Source organism: Shewanella oncorhynchi (assembly GCF_012584455.1).
Classification (GTDB): domain Bacteria; phylum Pseudomonadota; class Gammaproteobacteria; order Enterobacterales; family Shewanellaceae; genus Shewanella; species Shewanella oncorhynchi.
In genome coordinates this window covers 1-20,948 of record NZ_JABAEB010000015.1, presented here as the reverse complement: position 1 = coordinate 20,948, position 20,948 = coordinate 1, and the positions used below count along the sequence as shown (strand labels likewise).

The following is a 20,948-nucleotide window of genomic DNA, read 5'->3' as shown; positions in this document are numbered from 1 at the left end:
TGGGTTTTGTTTTTACATCAGCGAGATAAGTGATTACTCAGCTTCAACATGCACAGTTTCACTGTAATCTTGCACTACTTCTGCCACCCGAATGCGATAAGAGTTAAACAAACAGGGCACTATACCCGTTTGCTCAGCAATGCTGTGGGCCATCTGATTACGCCATTGGGTGATAGAAGCTTGGTCCTCCCAGAACGACAGGCTCAGTACTTTGCCATCGTCGGTTAAGCTCTGAAAACGTTCAATCGAAATCAATCCCTTGCGGCCTTCTAAATATTGGCGCATTTCAGCGGCCACGTGCAGATACTCTTCCTTCCCTTCCTTTGTCGGGATGACTTCAAAAATTACCGCAATCATAATGTTCTCCAGAAATGAATGTCCTTAATGTCGACTCTAAGACTAGCCCATCTATCACTCTTTAGCTCACTGATTTTTAGAGTTTTAGTCTATGTGATAACCCTGCCTACAACGAAAGGCAATAACCCGAAACATAATAAGTTATTGCCCACGATGACGGCTTACTTGTGATTAACCGAGCTCATCAATGCGCTTATCGCCGCGATATAGCCAGCGATACAAGGTCGGCAAGACGAGTAAGGTCAGCGCCGTCGAGCTAAACAAGCCACCGATAATCACCACTGCCAAGGGCTTTTGGATCTCACTGCCGACACCCGATGACAATAAAATCGGGATCAAACCTAAGGCCGAGGTCAGTGCCGTCATCAATACGGGTCGCAAACGCCCAACCGTGCCCTCATAAACACAATCATAGAGTGCTTCGCCGCTTTGCCTGCGCTGATTAATCGAATCCACCAGCACCACACCGTTGAGCACCGCAACCCCAAATAGAGTGATAAAGCCAATAGAGCTAGGCACAGATAAATAAGTGCCACTGACATACAGGGCCACTATGCCGCCAATCAAAGCTAAGGGCACGTTCGCCATGATGAGCAACACTTGCTTGAATGAACCAAAGGAGAAGTACAACAACAAGGCAATCAAAGCGATAGAAATCGGCACCACTAGCATCAACTTTTGCTGCGCTCGCTGCTGATTCTCATACTGGCCGCCAATGATCACTGTATATCCCGCAGGTAAATCCGCCTTTGGCACTAGGGCATAAATATCTTTCACGACCGAGCCCATATCGCGTCCCGCCACGTTGGCCTGCACCACAACACGGCGCTGCACATCGTCACGGCGAATATTCGGCGGCGCCATTTCCACTTCAACGCTGGCGACTTCCCCTAAGCGCACTGTGGCGCCATTTGTGCCACTGAGTAATAAGTCTTTAATCGCATCAGGGCTTTGGCGAAACTCGGCCGCGAGTCGCACATTGATGTCGTATCTGGCATTGCCATCGATCACTTGCCCTGCACTCGCGCCGCCAATGCCTTGGCTGACGAGGCTCATCACTTGATCGACACTGATGCCGTAACGCGCCAATAGCTCGCGTTTGGGCCGCACGACTAATTGCGCCTCGCCGCTCACTTGCTCAAGCGACACATCCACGGCACCGGGGATTTTCGCAACGAGATCAGTAAGTGCTTGGCCTTTCTGTGACAATACCGCTAAATCAGGGCCGAAGATTTTAATCGCTAGCTGGGCTTTTACCCCCGAAAGTAATTCATCTACCCGAGTCGCAATCGGCTGCGAAAAGGTCAACAAGAGTCCGGGGAACACGCTGAGTTTTTCCTCCATCAAGCGTTGCAGTTCCAAGCGCGAGCTTGCCGACTGCCACTCTGCTATCGGTTTCAAGCCAATATAGACTTCAATATTACTCACAGGCTCAGGATCGCCGCCCAGTTCAGGCGCACCAATGCGGCTCAGGGCATATTCCACCTCGGGAAATGCTAGCAAAATAGCCTCAAGCTTAGGTGCGACTTGGAGCGAAGTCCCTAAACTCGCCGTTGGTGCCAGCGTCACCCTCAAGTTAATCGTGCCTTCCTCCAGTTCAGGCACAAATTCGGTACCCAGCCTTGGTAGCAATAATAGACTCAAGCCGAACATCACCAAGGCGCTGAGCATCACCACCTTTGGCCTAGCAAGCGTTGCCGTGAGTAGCTTGCGATAAGCGGCATCCAGCGGTGCTAAAACCACACTTTGTTTGAGCACCACACCGCGCTTAAAAAGATACACTGCAAGGGCTGGCACGGCAATCAGCGCCACCAGCAAGGCCGACATCATTGCCAAAATAATACTGACCGCCATCGGCTGGAACAGCTTGCCTTCAACCCCTTCAAGGGCAAATAATGGCGCAAATACGACGATAATAATGGCGGTGGCGAAGAAGATTGGACTACATACCTCTTTCGCCGCGAGCATTATCCGAATAACCATATTCGATTCGCTGACATCACCACAGGCTTTAGCACCATCCTCCTCACTGTGATAGGGATCATCCTCACCATCGGCACGCGCCCTCGCCTCGGATAAATGGCGGCGATCAGGTTGAGTTAAGTGTTTGAAAATATTCTCTACCATCACCACAGAGCCATCGACTAACATACCAATCGCCACAGCTAAGCCGCCGAGCGACATCAGGTTTGCCGACAAACCATAATAGGACATCACCATAAGTGCGAGCCCGATAGACACTGGAATCGACAACAGCACCAGCAAGGTCGCGCGGATATTGACGAGGAACAACGCCAAAATCACCACGATAAACACAAAGGCCATTAGCAGCGCATCGCGCACTGTGGTCACAGCCTTATCGACCAGATCCGCTTGGTCGTAAAACACCTCAAAGGACACGCCATCGGGCAAGGCCTGCTCAATAAGGCTCACCCGCGCACCAATATCGTCAATCGTCGCCTTAGTGTTTGCCCCCATGCGTTTGAGCACGACACCAGCCACCACTTCACCGAGATTTTGCACTTGGCCAGATTCATCGCGGCGCGTCATAGTCACTGCCCCGACACGGATCTCGCTGCCGAAATCCACCTGAGCGATATCGCCAATACGCACTGGCGTACCGCTGGCTTCGGTCAGAGGGATCTGCGCGATCGCCGCCAATCCCGCGTCTCCTGCGGGCAACATGCCATAGCCGCGCACCACAAGTTGCTCTTGGCCTTGGTCCATAAACCAACCGCCAGCGTTGCGGTTATTGCTCTCTAGCGCTTCGGTCACCTGCGCCATAGACAAGCCATAGGCACGCAGTTTATTCGGGTCGACCTGAACTTGGTATTGGCGCACATCGCCACCAAAAGACAAGACTTCAGTCACGCCGCCCACTGGCATCAATATCAACTTCACCAGATAATCATTTAAGCTACGCAGCTCGGCGGCATTAATGCCAGAGTTAGGTTCTGCACGCAGAATATACTGATAAATCTGCCCTAATCCCGAGGTATTGGGGCCGATTTCAGGCACTCCGACACCGCTTGGGATCATCTCCCGCGCCGCCTGCAACTGTTCAAACACTTGCTGACGAGCGAAGTAAATATCTGTCCCCTCGGCAAATACCACAGTCACAATCGACAAACCAGTACGCGATAACGAGCGCACCTCAGTCACGGCTGGCAAGGCGTACATGGCCGATTCCACCGGATAACTGATAAGTTTTTCCACCTCTTCAGCGGCTAAGCCTTCGGCCGCAGTATTGATGGTCACTTGCACGTTAGTCACATCAGGAAAGGCATCGAGATTCAACTTTGGTAGCATGGCCACACAGCCCACAATCACGGCGAGCAGAGCCAATACCACTAACAGCCGATTTTTAATCGCGGCTTCGATTAACTTTTGCAACATAGAAAATCTCCAAAATGAGGGCGCTCATATTAGTGGGCGTGAATATCAAAGCCCGCTTTCGCCTGCTCGGATGCCAAGAAGAACGCGCCAGCCACCACAACCTTGAGCTGTGCCTGTTGGGCTTTTTCAAGCTCAGGTCCACGCACTAGACTCAGACCACGTTGACGCTGCACCACTTCTACCTCAATGGACTCGAAGCCATCCTCATCTTGAATAAAAATCTGCCAATCGCCATCGCCGCCACGGGTCAACGCCGCATCGGGCAGCACTATGCCACTGCCGTTTGGATCGGTAGTAGAGCCAGCAAAATAGAGTTCAGCAAATTGCCCCGCATGCAACACATGATCAGGATTGTGCATACTCACCAGCACTTGCTCGGTGCGCGTTACGCTGTCGAGTTCATGGGAGCGACCTATGATCTTGCCCGCCAACGTCTTATCCCCTACTTGGACTAAGGCTGAACTGCCAACCTGGATATGCGTAGTTTGAGTTGGGGTTAACTGCGCCTCCACCCATAAATAGGATTCATCGGTCAGTTGCATTAAGGGCGTGCCCGCGCTAAACACTTGACCTAGCATGGCGATATCCTGCTGCACTCGACCGTCAATTGGCGCTAAGAGTTGATAACTGCCTATGGCTTCGGGCGTCAATTCCAGTGCACGAATTTGCGCAGGCGTCATCTTAATTGCCTCTAAAATCGCCCGTTTAAGTTCGGCATCCACCTGCGCCTGCATCCGCCGACTGACGCTAACCGCACCTTCACTCATGCGTTTGACTCGACTCCATTCGGCAGCGGCATTAATGTAGTCCGCCTGTGCCTGCGCAACGGCTGCGCCACCCAAGGTAAGTAAAGGCTCACCTTTTTTCACTTCTTGTCCCGGCACTACATGGCGCGCCAACACACGCACATCGAGCTGCGGCGCAAGGGTCGCGGTTCGATCGCGATCCACCACTAAGGTCGCCGTCGCCCTAATATCAAGATTCAAATTGGCTAGGTTCAAGCTATCGCTCGACAAAGGTAACAAGCTAATCCCCGCCAAGGCTTGCTGCGCTTCGGTCAATTTCAACGCCTGTTCGCCGTGTTCATCCGTCGGCGCCGTTTGCGTTACCGAATCGCCGCTTTCCTTAACAACGGGGGCGTGATCACCGCCAGCCAATACAGGCTGAGCGAGAAAGGCCAGCGTGCTCAGCACGAATAATGCGAGCGCAATTTTTGATAGGTTAAACCGACGCTTTTCAGACGTCGTTACAGCATCCAGTTGAAGGATATTTTCGTGGTGAGTATTTGAATTCATTATTGTGACCTCATGGGTTTACTGTGCGTGCGGCGGCATTAGATGTTATCGAAGGAGCTGCATTTAGCTTTTCTATAATGAGCTTTTCGATAAAAGGCATAAGCTGGCCGCTTTCGCCCATCCAAGTTAACCAACTTTGATAGATAGCCGTTTCTAGGTTTAAGCCCACCAAATAACTGGCGGCTAACTGACGACGGCTCTGTAAGTACTCGCTAGTACTCACATCCCCCGCCTGCCATTGTTGGCTTAAGGATTTAGCGGCTTTAGCACCTGACACTTGCACTAACTCACGCCAGTCTTGGTAACGTTCGAGTAAACGCGGTAACGCATAGAGGAATTGTTTCTGCTTAGCGGTAAGCACTCGCTCACGGGCAAGATAGCCTTGCTCCGCGATAGCGATGCCCTTATCGGCTACGGCTTGTAACTCACTGTAGTTATTGCGAACTTGTAGAGGAATCGACACGCCGACACCGAGCTTATTGTCCGTGCCTTCCTTTTCAGCGCCTAGGCTAATAGTCGGGTCAGCCGAAGCTTCCGCTTTGACTTGCATGACATTAACTCTGGCGAGCAGCACTTGCTGATAAGCACTCGCCAGTGCTGGCAAGGCTGATGTAGAGGTGCCCAACTCGGCCGCTGGCGCTTGCTTAGCCTGAGTCACAAAGAAATGGATCTCTTTGATAAACTCACTAAAAGCGAAATTATTATCCCCAAGTAATTCAATTACTTTGCCATCGGCCACTAAGGCCACCTGCTCGGCTAAGGCGTAGTCGGCAGTATTAGAGGCGACTTCGAGTTGTATCAATTGCAGCTCGACGTTAGACAAATCCCCCGCCGCCAATCGCTGCTCAGCAATATTGAGCTGCGCCTTGGTGAACCTTAATTGCTGCTCGGCAAAGGTCAGCGCCTTACGGCTTTGCGCCTGTTCTGCCAAGGCCAGCAAGCGTTCGGCTAACATTTGGCTACGCTCTAACCCTATGTCCGCTAAAAGGATTTGCGCTTCAAGCTCGGCACGCTGTGTCGCCACGCCGCGCTTGTCGCCCCAATCGAGGGTTTGGCTCAGCCCTAAGCTGTAGGCATCTGTATCAGCATTTTGATAATTAAACCCAAGTTCTGGGTTATACACAGCGCGATCTGCCGCCTGAATGGCCAGTTTGGCCTGTTGCTGCCTTACTAGTTGCGCCTGAACTTCAGGTAACTGATTGAACTGTGTGAGTAACTCAGGCAACCATTGGCCAAAGTTGACATGTGGCGTGTCGGTTTCTTTGGCGGCTAAGCCCAGTGATTGCGCCTTAAATGACTCAACTTCAGAGGCATTGATTTCAGGGGCATTAGCTTCAGAGGCTTTGGTTTCAAGGACCTTGACTTCAAGGACGTCGACTTCAAGAGAGTCATTTTCTGCCGCGAGGGCAAAGGCTACCAATCCGGCGGCCAATACTAATCCACAGCTAAACAAGCCCGATCTAAACAGACAAACTAAAGTACGGGCGAGAATCGTTTTTTTCATCGCAAATCCTAACAATATCGAATGTGGATCGGCTGACTTTTGCGCCCAAAGCGAGACCGCTAGATGTGAGCTTCATTTAAATAGCTCAATGCAAAGCAATCATATCGTTCTGGGCATGGCAAATAAGCGCCGATCGAATCATCCCGCCAAGCAATACAGTAACGGCTCAAAAGCCAATGACGGCTCCAACAGTTAACGCTGCGAGCATCAGTTCAAGCGTATCTTTTGGGAGATGAACATAACGGGCTTATCACGCGGCAAAATAGAATGAGATCCAATCAGATGAATCAATCGTCCTAGGCCGAGAAATAAGCCGAATATTGGAGAATTAAGCGATAGGAGGTCGGTATTTAGGTAAATTTTCAGGCGGGAAATAGGATACATCGGTAGGCAGATAGACGCTTTCTAACGCCTGTACAGGCTGACTCACTGCCTGAGATAACAGTGCCACATGACCGCCATGGCATTGACAGTCGAGGCATAGGTCAAAATCTTGTATTTCAGTGGTTTTAACTAAGTGGGAATGAAATCCGCTGCTTTGGTTTTCACCCGCGTGATTACTGGTGACACCCGTGGAGTCCGCAAAGCCTAAGGCTTGCTCGCTTGGACAAACACAATCGACACATTGGGCCAAAGTGGTCACTTGGGCGCTAAATTGCAGATGGGGATGATTCTCAGCTTCTTCCGCGCCATTGCCCGCATGTAACTGATGCGCACCCAAATTCGCGCCGGCAAATTGCAGCACGATAATAGCTATCAGTAGGGTCACCATTCGAGTAAAAAATGGCTTAGCGGTAGAATTCAAATATCACCTATAGTAAATAACGGATAACGGAACATCTGACCCGTATGATAAACATAAGTTCACAGCTCGCAAGCAAAGTCTTTCAAGCTGTGATCTCTAAAGGCTAACGCTGACTTAAACACTCAGTGCTTATTTAAATGCACAGCACTTATTTAAATACACAATGCTTAGCATAATCAGCGGCTTCGTTAGCAGTCCAATCGCCAGACGGCTTATTTTTCATCTGTTTACACCAAGCATCACTGCCCACTTCTGGCGCGCAGGCACTCAGTCCAGCAGTAAATGCCAACACTAACGCAATCGCACTGACCTTAGAAACTGTTAGCGAAGAAAAAGAGCCCGATTTCAATAATGACATACTTAATTCCTTGTAAATATGGCCTAAATTAGACCATTAAATATTCGAACGCTTAGTGATCCAAGCAATCGCTTTAGCTTTCTGTTCGAGTGGAAACCAAGCCACTTCGCCCTGCATAAAAGGACCAAGTAAGCGGACCGCATTTCCTACCCAATCAGGGCCGCCCACAAACACTAAGGCTTCAAAATTCGGTAACTGGACTTCACCACTACCGGTCAGCGACTCAAATTCCCAGCCTTCGAGTAACACATCTGCCTCAATATACAGGCAAACTTGGCCCCAATCCTTACGATAACTCTTAATCGCAGGCTGTAAACGGGTCCGATAATCGGTGGAGGATAGTCGGCCACTGGCAAAAAGACTGATAACACCCTTAGCAATATCGGGGATTTGGCATAACATAGAGGCACTCCGAATCGAGAACACTTTTGCAGGCAATGGCTTTAGCCAATGCAGCGGCAAAGAATGCGCCCGATGATAACAAATCTATTGGAAAGCCATAAGTCATTATTGATGGCTTCTCAATCCATGCTGAAAAATGCCTAAGTTTGCCATGATAAAAATCTCAAACCGTGTGGAACTTCAGGAAAATGAAATCGAGTGGCAATTTATCCGTTCGAGTGGTGCAGGCGGCCAGCACTTAAATAAAGTGTCCACCGCTGCGCAGCTGATTTTTGATATTAAAAGCTCATCATTACCCGAGTTTTACCAAGAACGTTTGCTCAACAAGGCCGATCACCGCATCACTAAAAGCGGCAAAATCATTATCAAATGCCAAGCGAGCCGCAGCCAAGATGCCAACCGCCAAACGGCGTTGGAGCAATTTATCGCCTTGGTTGCCAGTGTCGGTGAAGTGCAGAAAAAACGCATCCCCACCCGCGCCACTAAAGGCAGCCAAACGCGGCGATTAGAGACCAAGAAACAAAAAGGTGCCACTAAGGCCATGCGTCAACAGAAGAGTGACTATTAACTTAGGTGACAGTTAACTTAGATGACAATTAACTCAACTGACAGTCAACTTAGGCAATTGCTAACTCGGTACCAGAGAAATAACCGCAATTGAACCCAGCCAACAATGGCACAGGATTTCAAAGGCATAATCGGCTCGCACATGATCAGCTCGCACACAATTGACTAACGGATAATGCAAAATCGATTTGAACAGGTTAAGTTAATGGCCTATGTAGAAAACTGAAATAAATTTATTCCAACTTTAATCCCAGCATAAATCCCAAGGCATGCCGTAAAGGAAAGCGCAATGAGTCACAAAATTTTGCTCGTCAATGGCCCCAATCTCAACCTCTTAGGCCGCCGCGAGCCCAGCGTTTACGGTCATCAAACCTTAGCCGACATAGTGGCGGAGTTAAACCAGCAGGCAAAGTTGGCGGGAGTTGAGCTCGATCATATTCAGTCCAACGCCGAATTTGAGCTAATCAATGCGATTCATGCAACCGATGCCCAGATGATTATTATCAATCCCGCCGCCTTTACCCATACTAGCGTCGCCCTGCGTGATGCCCTGCTTGGCGTCGCGATTCCGTTCTTTGAAGTGCATTTATCCAATGTGCACGCCCGTGAAGCCTTTCGCCACCATTCCTATTTTTCCGATAAGGCGATAGGTGTGATTTGCGGTTTTGGTTCACAGGGTTATGAGTTTGCACTGGCGGCGGCCATTAAGCGGCTCAACCAGCCACAGTAAATTCTATTCAATAGCGTGCTTTGCAAGGGCAGATAAATAGCAATGGATCTTCGTAAAATTAAAAAACTCATTGAGTTAGTACAAGAATCTGACATAGCAGAACTGGCGATCACTGAAGGTGAAGAATCAATTCGCATCACCCGTTACAGCCCTATGCCAGCCAATGTGCAATCACAGCAAACGCTACCCAGAGCACGCGTCACGCCTTTGAGTGAACAGGCAAAGCAAACAGGCATTTTGCCAAGTACAGAAGGTTTTGTACAAGTCTCACCTATGGTCGGCACTTTTTACGCGGCGGCAGAACTCGATGATGTGCCGCTGGTTAAAGTCGGTCAACGTGTGAGCCAAGGTGAAGTGATCTGCATTATCGAAGCGATGAGAATGATGAATCCCATCCAAGCCGAGCGCGATGGCGTGGTCAGCGCTATTTGGGCCAAAGACGGCGATGAAGTGGCATTCGATCAGCCACTATTTACCTTAATCTAACCGCTCGCCTTCCCATGAATTGAAGCGCACTTAGATTTAAGATGCGGTTTTCAAACCAAGACAGCATTAACCGAGGTCACTATGATATTAATTACCGGCGCCAGCAGTGGTTTAGGTGCGGCACTCGCATCGCTCTACGCCAAAGAGAATGAAGCACTGACACTCACAGGTCGCCATGCCGAACGTCTGCAAACCGTCGCCAATGCATTAACGCCCTTCTCCAACAAAACGATCGCCGCGATCACCGCCGATCTCGCCAGTGAATCGAGTCTCGAAGCCCTGTTCGATGGCCTAACGCAAGCCCCTAAAACCGTGATCCACTGTGCGGGCAGCGGCTACTTTGGTGCGATTGAAACCCAAGGGGTGAACTATATCCAAAGCCTGCTCAATAACAATGTCACCTCGACGATTTTGTTAGTGCGGGAATTAGTGAAACGCTATAAAGATCAAGCAGTAACTGTGGTTGTGGTCATGTCCACCGCAGCACTGGCCGCCAAGGCGGGCGAATCCACTTACTGCGCGGCAAAATGGGCGGTGCGGGGATTTATCGAGTCGGTGCGATTAGAGCTTAAACAAAGCCCAATGAAGTTGATTGCCGTGTATCCCGGCGGCATGGACACAGGCTTTTGGCCCAGTAGCGGTAAGGCTTTAGATACCTCAAGCTTTATGTCCGCCGATGAAGCGGCTGGCATGCTCAAACAAGCCTTAGTTGCCACGGAGCATGGTTATATCGCCGATATCACCATACAAAGGGGCTAAATGTGCGGATTCGAGACGCAGAATATGACCACTGCGTCTCTTCCTTAGCACTCGCTAGTCGGCGCAGTTTGCTGTGTTTAGGGTAACGACGCGACGGCTTTCTCTGTGGGTCAGCCACCACATCAGCAGTCCCCCTAATGACAACAAAGACGCCGCATAACCTGTCGCGGCAATGCCTTGTCCTGACAGTATCACTAAACTGCCCACCCAAGGGCCAATTGCATTGGCAAGATTAAAGGCGCATTGCACTAAAGCGCCTGTCATGGCTTGACCATCGGGCGCCACATCCATCAATCTGGCTTGCACAATAGTGGCAAGCCCTAACCCACAACCAACAAAAAATACCACGGGCATCAGCGCCCAGTAATGTCCGGTCAAACTCGGGTAAATAGCCAACACCACAGTGCTTAACACTAACGACCAAAACGCCGCCGCTAAGGCCGACTTATCCGCCGCCCAGCCGCAAACTAAGGTGCCCAATGTTGCGCCAATACCAAATACCGCCATCATGATCGGGATCTTAAACGGCTCGACTTGCGTCACTTGGATTAAGGTTTCAGCCAGATAGGTATACACACAGAAGATACCGCCAAAGCCAATGGCCGCGATGCCAAGCGTCAACCAGACTTCACGATTCTTCAGGGTTTGTAGCTCTTTTTTGGGACTCGCATCAGCGGGCACGGCTTGATTAGGTGCTAAAAAATACACCATTATCGCGGTAATGGTCGCCAGAATCGCCACTATGCCAATGCCCGAGCGCCAGCCCACAGTTTGCCCCATCCAAGTCGCAAACGGCACACCGATAATCGTCGCCAGCGTAAGGCCAATAATCACCCGCGATACGGCGCGGGCCTTCATTTCTGGCGGCACTAAAGAGGCGGCGAGCAACATAGCCACGCCGAAATAAGCGCCGTGGGGCAAGCCGCTGAGAAAACGAAAAAAGATTAACCAATTCAATGATGGCGCTAACGCACTTAAGCCATTGGCCACCGCCATTAACCCGGCTAAAGCAATCAAGAGTGTTCGCCGTCTGACCCTAACGGCTAGCACCATGATAATCGGCGAACCGACCACAACCCCCAGCGCATACGCACTAATGGCATAACTCACATGGGCAACCTCTACCCCTAAATCGCTCGCGATATAAGGCACTAAGGTCATGGAAGCAAATTCTGTGGTGCCTAAAGCGAATGTTCCGAGTGCTAAGGCAAGTAACACCCATAATGTACTGGCGCCCTTATGCTGGTTTTGGGCAGCCTGATTTCTAACAGTATCCAAACCTCTTCTCCGTTATGCTATAAAACGACAACTAGCTAATAAATAACTAATAAAAAGATAATAAAAGATGATAAATAAATTGGAGCCCACTAAGGGGCTCCAATTTCTCAGTCATTTACGTAATGTAAATCTATCTGACTAACTGTTCTTGATAGGTTTGACTGTTCCAGTCGTAGGCGTAAAGCGTGCCTTGCCACTCGTAAAGTGTACGACCATCCTGCAGCACAACCCTAGCATTGCTCGGCAAGCTAGACACACTGTGCGGTGCGCGTGGGCGCGGAGTCGCAACTGTTTTGCCTGTGCCGTTACTAGTTTGCGACACCAGTTGCCCAGTCGATTGTCCGGCCATATTTACAGGCATACTCGACACCATACGGCCTTCACTCGCAGAATACTGCATACTGGTTGTTACCCGTACAGGTGCAGAAATGGCCACAGGTTCATCGTCGTAGGCCATAGGAATCGACAAACCTATGCCCGAATAGGGCGAGTTCCAGTAATTTCGAGCGTAGGCGTCACGCGATGTATTCCAACCCCAATCATTGTTCCAATGGGTGTTCACACCATAACCGACATTCCAACCCGATCCCCACCCCGTAGCGAGCCCTAAACCCAGTCCTAAACCCCAAGGGTAATAAGGTCGATAATAGGGACGATAATGGCGATTATCTTTACGCACATGGCGGTTGTCGTAATAATTGTCATGACGATTGTTGTAATGACTATCGCCACGACTGTGGCTATCACGATGACCGTGACGTTCGTCTTGATCCGAATAGCCTCTATTTCCGGCCACCGCCACAGTCGGCACACTGAGCGCCCCCAAAAGTGAGATCCCCACGGCAAGCGATAAAACCAAGCACTTTAGCGACCGCTTATGCGCGCCATGTGATTGAGTTTGAACACACTTTTCTTGAGCAAACCATACAGGAATATTCATATAAACCTCGAAATAAAGGGCGTAAGCGAGATCTATCGCGACTTACTGGTAACCATTTTACGCTTCCTAAGCTTGAAGATCACTGAATTGGTTAACCCTAAAACAGAAAAATGCTATAGTGCGCGCCACATGGATTTTCACTGCAGAGGCTATTTCCACATGAGTTTTAAGGATTTACGCAGCTTTATTGATCACTTAGAAGCCAATGGCGAACTCAAACGCATTAGCTACCCAGTTGATCCTCATTTAGAAATGACAGAGATCGCCGATCGCGTATTACGCGCTCAAGGCCCTGCGCTATTATTTGAAAATCCCAAAAATCATCACATGCCCGTGTTGGTAAACCTGTTCGGTACGCCAAAACGTGTGGCCATGGCACTCGGCAAAGACGACCCATTAGCCCTGCGCGAAGTGGGTGAACTGTTAGCCTTTTTAAAAGAACCCGAACCACCTAGGGATTTTAAAGACGCGATCGCTAAGATCCCTATGTTCAAGCAAGCCTTGAATATGCCGCCAAAAACAGTGCGTAATCCGCCTTGCCAACAAATCATCAAAACCGGCGATGAGGTCGATTTAACTAAATTGCCTATTCAGCATTGCTGGCCTGGCGATGTCGCGCCACTGGTGACCTGGGGCTTAACCATCACCAAAGGCCCGCGCAAGAGTCGTCAGAATTTAGGCATTTATCGCCAACAATTACTGGGTAAAAACAAGCTGATCATGCGCTGGTTGTCCCACCGTGGCGGCGCGTTAGATTTTGCTGATTTTAAACAACAATTCCCCGGTGAGCGTTATCCTGTTGTGGTCGCACTCGGCGCCGATCCTGTGACCATTCTAGGTGCCGTCACCCCAGTCCCCGATTCCATGAGCGAATACGCTTTTGCCGGTTTACTGCGCGGTGAACGTACCGAAGTCTGTAAGGCATTAAGCTGTGACTTAGAAGTGCCCGCCACCAGTGAAATCATCCTCGAAGGCTATATCGATCCTGAGGAACTGGCGGAAGAAGGCCCCTACGGCGATCACACGGGTTACTACAACGAAACCGATAAGTTTCCAGTATTTACCGTTACTCACATCACTCAGCGTAAAGATGCCATCTACCACAGCACTTACACTGGCCGTCCACCGGATGAGCCCGCCATGCTGGGGGTCGCATTAAACGAAGTGTTTGTGCCGATTTTGCGTAAGCAATATCCTGAGATCGTTGATTTTTATCTGCCACCTGAGGGCTGTTCGTACCGCATGGCAGTGATCTCCATTCGCAAACAATATCCGGGACATGCCAAACGAGTGATGATGGGCGCGTGGTCTTTCCTGCGCCAATTTATGTACACTAAGTTTATTGTCATAGTGGATGAAGATGTGAACTGCCGTGACTGGCAGGATGTGATCTGGGCGATCACCACCCGCATGGACCCTAAACGCGATACTGTGATGATCGAAAACACCCCGATCGACTACCTCGATTTTGCTTCACCCGTTGCGGGCTTAGGCTCAAAAATGGGACTCGATGCCACCAATAAGTGGGAAGGAGAAACCAACCGCGAATGGGGCACGCCAATCGTGATGGACCCAAAAGTAAAACAAAAGATCGACTCAATCTGGGATGAGTTAGGCATAGACGACAGCCCAACCCTATAATTCAGCTTAAGCTATTACTCAAGTATCGGCTTAAGCCAAGAGAATAGGCCAATAACAGGCCTCTAAAGCGACACCTAGACACATACTGTTGAAGAAAGGTGCAAAGGAAGTTTGATGAAAACCATACGTTGTAAGATAGAGAAAGTTAACCCATTTAACGATGCCGTATATCAAGTATTGTTAAGGCCTGAAACCGCCTTCGATTTCCAAGCGGGGCAATACTTATGTGTTGTCATGGGTGAAAAAGATAAACGCCCCTTCTCTATCGCATCAGCGCCAAACGCCGAGCTGATCGAATTACACATTGGCGCCGCTGTGAGTGAAAGCTACCCAATGCAAGTGGTCGAGCGCCTGAAAGCCTGCGCCATTGATGGCAGCACTATCGATATCGAAGCCCCAGGCGGCGAAGCCCACCTGCGTCACGAAAGCCAACGCCCTCGCCTGTTAATCGCCGGCGGCACTGGTTTCTCTTACATTAAGAGTATCGTCGAGCACCAAATCGCCCTCGGCCAACAAGTTGAAACCACTTTGTATTGGGGTTGTCGCACCCAAGATGCCATGTATTTTGAAGCCATCGCCCGCGAGTGGCACGACGCTCACCCTTGGTTACACTTCGTCCCAGTCATCGAAGAAGCGCCCGCTAATTGGCAAGGCAAAACCGCCAATCTGTTAGCACAAATCAAACAAGATTTTGTCAGCTTAAATGGCTACGACATCTACATCGCCGGCCGTTTCGACATGGTGGGTGCTGCACGGGAAATCTTCCGCGAGATTGGTGTAGAAGAAGCACATCTCTACGGTGATGCGTTCGCGTTTATCAAATAACGCATGGATTTGTAGTCTCCAAAGCCAGCCACTCATCAGCGTCATTCCCGCAATGCTGTTAAGCGGGAATCCAGCTTTGAACTAACTGGCTGTTGCTTAATCATTTAACCAAATAGCTGATTAATTTGACCAACTGATTTAGCATCAAATTAAGCCATTAAGCACTGTCATTCCTGTGACACGCCGACTTTGATTTAAAAAGAGTGGTCCATGAGGGCTCTACGACGGCATCCATGCCGTCAACGGTCACTTACATGCCAGTGCTTAATCTCCCTAACCTCCTCAGAAACCTGAAAGTCTTCTTTTTACTGCCATGCTTCCTAAAAGTTTAACTATGGGCGGGTCATTAAATTGAATTGTTACGTAACGAGCGTAGTTCAAGCTGATGTTCGCTCTGCGACCATTGAACGAAGCAAAATTCGGCTGTGCTCAGTGATAACTCGTTTGATCAAATCAAGCCGCTTCGCATCAATGTCTTCCCAGTCCAATGAGGCCATTGCAGTACGGCGCATCATCTGAAACAAAGCAAGTTGGCCATTTAGCACGATCGAGCGGATTCGAGTCTCTTCATCATCCGCTGGCCGCCCAAGCAGACGACCGACAATTTCGACAGTTAAGTTCGAAATTGGTTTATTAACAATCTGATACATGATCTGAAAACCAGCAGCGGGTTCCAGCCCTCCCTGCTCCCGTGCAATAAACAATCGCCATTCTGGAGACTCGCGAGACTCGAACATAAACTCTGCTGTCCGCACCTGTATGGCACAAAAAGCATCAATCAACTCATCATCACCTGCGTTTTCAGTGAGCATACGTTCACCGTAGTCAACCACTGGAGCCATATGCTCCCACACGCGTGAAGCTATATACTCTGCGCATGCAAGATACACCCCTTCCTTATTGTTAAAGTAGTACTGCAACGCAGGAGCGTTGACCCCAGCCGCTGCAGCGATACCGCGTGTCGAAGCTCCATCAAAACCTAATTCGCCAAAGATTTTTAACGCCGCATTAATGATACGGGCACGCGTATCTTCACCACGAGCATATCCCGCGCCTGCTACGTACCTAAGCTTCGAATTGCGCATGATCGAACTCATTTGATCCTCACCGTAAAATTATAAATATAACTGTTGACACCAAATTTGTCCACGTGGAATAATTGTTCCAGTTGGAATAAATTCAATTCAATACTATCTTATCAATGACTACGGTCAGTCTGATAAATTAAAGCTACTGTGCCACCAATACCCATATTCAATAGGGGCGATCACATGATAAATACATCTATGCCAGATTCTGCTGACATTGTCGGCAAAACGGTTTCGAGATCTCAAATGGAAGTTTTGATCAAAAATTCAACAAAACCACTCGTCTTTGAACTCTGTAATTTTGAAGGAATTGATTTGTCTCGACTAAACATGGATGGTTTCGAGTTCAAATCTTGTACTTTCATGGGAACTTCTCTGTACGCCGCTAGTATGTCACAGACAATTTGGCTTAGATGTCGAGGGAGCTATGCTAACTTCGAAGCCGCAGATTTGGTCGATGCGCAATTTCAAAACTGCGATTTCAGCAATACAACTTGGCGTCGAACGCAGCTGTCATCTGCATTGTATAAGGGTTGTAAGCTAACCGGAGCCTCCTTTGAAGAAGTGGAACATCTAGGACTTTCATTTGAAGAAACATTGCTTGTAGCTGCTGACCTTCGCAGGATGTCATTTCGCAAGATGCTGCTTCAACAAATCGACTTCTCTGATGCGGACCTGTCGGGATGTGATTTCCGTGATGCGATCTTTATGGGTGGAAGCCTGCGCAATGCTCATACTAAGTTAGCCCGTTTTGGCGGTGCAGATCTGCGAGAGGTGGATGTGGGTGGGCTGAAGCTTCTGGATACGACACTATTTCGGGGAGCTACCATTTCACATAAGCAGGCCGCCGTACTCCTAGGAGAGCTCGGATTGTGCATTGCATAATTCATGCTGTGATCCATTCAAATCTATATTTTTAATAATCAATGTAATCAAGTACCCACATGGTCCCTCTCTTCGTAAATTCAGAGGCGAACATGAAGTATCTCATTAGTAAAAATTGTGAGCTAAAACATGATCAAATGACTGGCGTTACGGTTGGTCAACATTTATAAATGGAGTGTATATGAGCAGCCCAGATCCGTTGTGCAAACATCCGATGGTAGATATTCCTCAGGTGTGTTTCATTAAAAATTGTGTATCCAATCCAAATATCATCATCGGAGACTATACCTACTACGATGATCCTGAAGATTCAGAAAATTTTGAACGAAATGTTCTGTATCACTACTCGTTTAGCAAGGACAAACTCATCATTGGAAAATTTTGTGCCCTAGCTTGTGGAGTGAAATTCATTATGAATGGTGCAAACCACAAGATGTCGGGGTTTTCCACTTATCCGTTTCAGATATTTGGTGAAGCTTGGGGCAAAACCATAAAAGATATTCCATACAAGGGAGACACAATTATTGGTAATGACGTCTGGATTGGCTATGACTCGCTCATCAAGCCAGGTGTCAAAATTGGCAATGGGGCGATTATTGCCTCCCGCTCTGTGGTTGTCAGTGATGTTCCCGCTTACACTATCGTTGGAGGAAATCCCGCAAGATTAATCAGAGAACGTTTTTCCCCGCAAATTGTATCCGCACTTGAGTCAATCGCTTGGTGGGACTGGCCAATTGAAAAAATCTTTCAGCACTTGGGCATCATAGTGAATGCAGACATTGATGCTCTGAAAGCGTGTGCCGATCTTTAATCTCTTGGCTGAAATAAATCAGGCCCATTGTGAAACAAGAACCTACAGAGTTAGTCTTGTCTTGTTGGCGTCTAAGCTTTCTACACTTGTGGTCTATGTAGATCAAAACGCAGATCTTCGGAGATCCCATAATAGGCCGATGGGCCGCCGGCACGTAATACGGGTTCGGCGAGTGCGGTTTGATAAATCCCCTCGTCATTGAGTAAACAAAAGCGGGAAAAAGCGGGGAAAGCCACATTTTTATGTGCAAGGTAAAATCGCCAATCTGTTAGCGCAAATCAAGCAAGATTTTGTCAGCTTAAATGGCTACGACATCTATATCGCCGGCCGTTTCGACATGGTGGGTGCAGCACGGGAAATCTTCCGCGAGATTGGTGTAGAGGAAACGCATCTCTACGGTGATGCGTTCGCGTTTATCAAATAACGCGATAATTGGTTAGCTTGGCTGGCTAATCTTTGCCAGCATAGGCTTAAATAATAAACCCCAGTTTTTACTGGGGTTTTGTTTTTACATTACGCCGTATTTCACTTATTGGTGTGTTCTAAAGATCTAGAAATTTTCAAGTCAGCGAATAATGTAGTTATTAAGCACTGTCATTCCAGTGACTCGCCGTAAATATATCCCTATAGGCTCGACGGCGGCATCCATGCCGCCAACGGTCACTTACATGCCAATGCTTAATCCAACCAACTATCCAGTAATCTGTATGCCTTTTTACAAGCACACACTCTGCAAATTTAACAATGGATGGCTCGTTAAATTATCCATGACTGAACTCATGCAATTTGCCTACTCGCCCAGCGGCAACTCCGAGGGGAGGTGTATTCTGTCACTTCGGCTTTAGCTGTTAATACCAATAGCCATCAGCATTGCAAAAGTTAGCAATGGATGTATCAATAAATGCTATCGAATAAACTGGAAAAAATGACGATAGCAACGCAGTTACTAGTAGTAAAATATTTCTGTTCCTAGATAACCTCCTTTTTAGTAATTTAGCTTTCTCTTAGATTCACATGAACGAAACCGTTTTAATATATGCGGGAGATTTAACAGCAATGAGTATCAAACTGCTGCCAATAACATCTTTTGCAGCCTGTTATAAATAGTCGTACACTCTGAAATTATTAAATAATAACGCTCGGATAATTAAATGGTTAAGCAAGTTGTCTTGAATTGGTCTCAAGGAAAAAATATTAATGATGAATTTTTTCCAGAAGATAAGCTAGGAAGAGAAAAGTACGCTACTTTTCTAACTAAACTTCTAGCCTCTCAAGGTTATGATGACCAGAGAACTGATGGTGACAAAAAACGGAATTATGTGCTTAATCTCAATGCTGAGTGGGGAGCAGGCAAAACCTACTTTCTTAAGCGCTGGTCCGAAGACCTAAAAGAGCATTACCCTGTCGTATATGTAGATGCATGGAAAAAGGACTACTCAGATGACCCTTTGATGACTGTCATTTCATCCATCATTGACCAATTAAGAAAGCAAGCAGGAAAAGATAAAGATTCTCCAGTATTCAAAGCTCCTCGTACACTGATCGGCCTATTAAAGGCAGCGGCCCCAGGTATTGGTCGAGGATTATTTAAGCGATATGTCGGCATAGATCCTGTCGAAATTATGAATGCAGATGACGACAATGAAAATATCGGTCACATCAAGGGGGAAGATGGCCAAGATCTACTAGATACAGATGGAAAGCCAATTGATATGAGCTTTGCCGCTTCAGAAGCGGTTAAGTATCTTATTGATGAACATGATGCAAAATCCAAAGCGATTGATAGCCTAAAAAAAAGTGTGTCTGAATGGGTTGGAGCTGTTGTTGGTCATAAACAAAATAGCTATCCCGCTTTCATTTTTATTGATGAACTAGACCGTTGCAGGCCTAGCTATGCTGTTGAAATGCTAGAAACCATTAAACATATTTTTGATATTGATGGGGTTGTATTTGTGGTTGCAACAGACACAGAGCAGCTGCAGCATGCCGTTAAAGCGGTATATGGCGAGGGATTTGACGCCAAAATTTACCTCGGCCGCTTTTTCAATAGTCGTTATAGCCTCAAGTCACCTAATTTAGAAAACTTTTTAGACGTACACAGCGATGCCAGCAAGCTTTCAGAGGATTATTTAAAGAGAGTCAACATTGAAGTATTCCCTCCGAATAGTGATGCTAAAATAACACTTAAAAATATATCAATTGTTCTTGAGGCCTTTAATGCCTCTCCGCGCACCGCAATTCAAATAGCCGATAGAATCGTGGCGACCATTTCAAACATGCCCAGAGGTTCCAAGCTCGATATATTGATGTTGACGGCTTTGCTTTGTATTAAAGAAAAGGATAATCATCTTTTTGAAGAAATAGTAAATGGTAAGTTTGAACGAGTTATCCAGAAAGGTGATAGTACTAAAACTATCTATTTAGCGGAGTGGATAGAAAGCTACATACCAACAAATTACCATAACCGCCTTATTGAAATGAAACTCGACCCACAACAATATGCGGATAATCAGTTTACATATGGTCAATATCATCAGATTAAAATGCCTTATCACTCAGGCTCATATAGTTTTAACTTACTTGAATATCTGAAAGAGATTTTCTCTTCTCACTTTGGTCATTCTTCAGTTTATTTTATATATGGCATGTCCCGACATTCGGAAAGAGAAGACACTCCTTTACAGGAAACTTGCAAGGCTCTTATCGAGAAACAGCGTAATTCTAACCACGGTGAAAACCTATTCCTGTAGTGGTCAAGTAAAATTGGCCACGGTTTTAGAGTCATTCCAATATAAACGTTCTGACTCATTTGGCGTTAACC

General features: G+C 47.9%; 19 protein-coding genes and 2 pseudogenes. 10 read left to right on the top strand and 11 right to left on the bottom strand.

Features of this window, described 5'->3' with window-relative positions; all coding sequences use genetic code 11:
* Positions 1 to 33 precede the first annotated feature (33 nt).
* The 7 genes from HGO26_RS19425 to HGO26_RS19395 form a co-directional block, all read right to left on the bottom strand.
* Positions 34 to 357, bottom strand: coding sequence for an antibiotic biosynthesis monooxygenase family protein (locus HGO26_RS19425; RefSeq protein WP_025008611.1), 324 nt, complete (start codon positions 355 to 357; stop codon positions 34 to 36).
* Positions 358 to 528: 171 nt separating this feature from the next.
* A complete protein-coding gene (locus HGO26_RS19420) occupies positions 529 to 3,753 on the bottom strand; it encodes an efflux RND transporter permease subunit (protein WP_168827306.1) in 3,225 nt (1,074 codons plus the stop codon).
* Between the two features lie 29 nt (positions 3,754 to 3,782).
* Positions 3,783 to 5,048, bottom strand: a complete 1,266-nt coding sequence (locus tag HGO26_RS19415) for an efflux RND transporter periplasmic adaptor subunit (RefSeq protein WP_168827304.1) — start codon at positions 5,046 to 5,048, stop codon at positions 3,783 to 3,785.
* A gap of 10 nt (positions 5,049 to 5,058) precedes the next feature.
* Positions 5,059 to 6,552: a TolC family protein gene (locus HGO26_RS19410; protein ID WP_168827302.1), complete on the bottom strand. Its 1,494-nt coding sequence runs from the start codon at positions 6,550 to 6,552 to the stop codon at positions 5,059 to 5,061.
* 328 nt (positions 6,553 to 6,880) lie between these two features.
* The gene (locus HGO26_RS19405) at positions 6,881 to 7,324 is read right to left on the bottom strand and encodes a hypothetical protein (protein ID WP_168827374.1); all 444 of its coding nucleotides are present in this window, start codon (positions 7,322 to 7,324) and stop codon (positions 6,881 to 6,883) included.
* A 181-nt stretch (positions 7,325 to 7,505) separates the two neighbouring features.
* Positions 7,506 to 7,715: a DUF3012 domain-containing protein gene (locus HGO26_RS19400; RefSeq protein WP_028759383.1), complete on the bottom strand. Its 210-nt coding sequence runs from the start codon at positions 7,713 to 7,715 to the stop codon at positions 7,506 to 7,508.
* A 36-nt stretch (positions 7,716 to 7,751) separates the two neighbouring features.
* Positions 7,752 to 8,117: a SpoIIAA family protein gene (locus HGO26_RS19395; RefSeq protein ID WP_105250333.1), complete on the bottom strand. Its 366-nt coding sequence runs from the start codon at positions 8,115 to 8,117 to the stop codon at positions 7,752 to 7,754.
* A gap of 136 nt (positions 8,118 to 8,253) precedes the next feature.
* On the opposite strand from HGO26_RS19395, the gene arfB reads away from it, so the two are divergent.
* From arfB to HGO26_RS19375, 4 genes are all read left to right on the top strand, one after another.
* Entirely contained in the window at positions 8,254 to 8,685 is a 432-nt protein-coding gene (gene arfB, locus HGO26_RS19390; RefSeq protein WP_011787977.1) for an alternative ribosome rescue aminoacyl-tRNA hydrolase ArfB, read from the top strand.
* Positions 8,686 to 8,973: 288 nt separating this feature from the next.
* On the top strand, positions 8,974 to 9,414 hold the full coding sequence (gene aroQ / locus HGO26_RS19385) for a type II 3-dehydroquinate dehydratase (protein WP_168827300.1): 441 nt from the start codon (positions 8,974 to 8,976) through the stop codon (positions 9,412 to 9,414).
* A gap of 36 nt (positions 9,415 to 9,450) precedes the next feature.
* Positions 9,451 to 9,900 (top strand): acetyl-CoA carboxylase biotin carboxyl carrier protein, encoded by a 450-nt coding sequence (gene accB, locus HGO26_RS19380; protein WP_168827373.1) that lies wholly within the window; start codon positions 9,451 to 9,453, stop codon positions 9,898 to 9,900.
* Between the two features lie 81 nt (positions 9,901 to 9,981).
* Positions 9,982 to 10,659, top strand: a complete 678-nt coding sequence (locus HGO26_RS19375; RefSeq protein ID WP_168827298.1) for an SDR family NAD(P)-dependent oxidoreductase — start codon at positions 9,982 to 9,984, stop codon at positions 10,657 to 10,659.
* A gap of 54 nt (positions 10,660 to 10,713) precedes the next feature.
* Here HGO26_RS19375 and HGO26_RS19370 read toward each other — a convergent pair whose 3' ends face one another.
* Positions 10,714 to 11,937, bottom strand: coding sequence for an MFS transporter (locus tag HGO26_RS19370; protein WP_168827296.1), 1,224 nt, complete (start codon positions 11,935 to 11,937; stop codon positions 10,714 to 10,716).
* Between the two features lie 130 nt (positions 11,938 to 12,067).
* A complete protein-coding gene (locus HGO26_RS19365) occupies positions 12,068 to 12,877 on the bottom strand; it encodes a hypothetical protein (RefSeq protein WP_168827294.1) in 810 nt (269 codons plus the stop codon).
* 159 nt (positions 12,878 to 13,036) lie between these two features.
* Here HGO26_RS19365 and ubiD point away from each other — a divergent pair, with 159 nt between their 5' ends.
* Together ubiD and fre (HGO26_RS19355) are read left to right on the top strand one after the other, a co-directional pair.
* Positions 13,037 to 14,518, top strand: coding sequence for a 4-hydroxy-3-polyprenylbenzoate decarboxylase (gene ubiD, locus HGO26_RS19360; RefSeq protein WP_168827292.1), 1,482 nt, complete (start codon positions 13,037 to 13,039; stop codon positions 14,516 to 14,518).
* 114 nt (positions 14,519 to 14,632) lie between these two features.
* Positions 14,633 to 15,343, top strand: coding sequence for an NAD(P)H-flavin reductase (fre, locus tag HGO26_RS19355; RefSeq protein ID WP_168827291.1), 711 nt, complete (start codon positions 14,633 to 14,635; stop codon positions 15,341 to 15,343).
* Positions 15,344 to 15,720: 377 nt separating this feature from the next.
* Here fre (HGO26_RS19355) and HGO26_RS19350 read toward each other — a convergent pair whose 3' ends face one another.
* Positions 15,721 to 16,440 carry a CerR family C-terminal domain-containing protein gene (locus HGO26_RS19350; RefSeq protein ID WP_211085971.1) on the bottom strand — a complete coding sequence of 240 codons (720 nt, stop codon included), beginning with the start codon at positions 16,438 to 16,440 and terminating at the stop codon, positions 15,721 to 15,723.
* A gap of 174 nt (positions 16,441 to 16,614) precedes the next feature.
* Between HGO26_RS19350 and HGO26_RS19345 the strand changes: the two genes are divergently transcribed.
* Together HGO26_RS19345 and HGO26_RS19340 are read left to right on the top strand one after the other, a co-directional pair.
* On the top strand, positions 16,615 to 17,316 hold the full coding sequence (locus HGO26_RS19345) for a pentapeptide repeat-containing protein (protein WP_211085970.1): 702 nt from the start codon (positions 16,615 to 16,617) through the stop codon (positions 17,314 to 17,316).
* Between the two features lie 181 nt (positions 17,317 to 17,497).
* A complete protein-coding gene (locus HGO26_RS19340) occupies positions 17,498 to 18,127 on the top strand; it encodes a Vat family streptogramin A O-acetyltransferase (RefSeq protein WP_168827289.1) in 630 nt (209 codons plus the stop codon).
* 80 nt (positions 18,128 to 18,207) lie between these two features.
* Here the strand turns inward: HGO26_RS19340 and HGO26_RS19335 are convergent.
* Positions 18,208 to 18,333, bottom strand: a pseudogene (locus tag HGO26_RS19335) (flavin reductase family protein); the annotation flags it as partial.
* A 41-nt stretch (positions 18,334 to 18,374) separates the two neighbouring features.
* Here HGO26_RS19335 and fre (HGO26_RS19330) point away from each other — a divergent pair.
* Together fre (HGO26_RS19330) and HGO26_RS19325 are read left to right on the top strand one after the other, a co-directional pair.
* Positions 18,375 to 18,551, top strand: a pseudogene (fre, locus tag HGO26_RS19330) (NAD(P)H-flavin reductase); the annotation flags it as partial.
* Positions 18,552 to 19,278: 727 nt separating this feature from the next.
* Complete coding sequence (locus HGO26_RS19325; RefSeq protein ID WP_247651594.1) at positions 19,279 to 20,877, top strand: KAP family P-loop NTPase fold protein; 1,599 nt, start codon at positions 19,279 to 19,281, stop codon at positions 20,875 to 20,877.
* Positions 20,878 to 20,948: the final 71 nt, after the last annotated feature.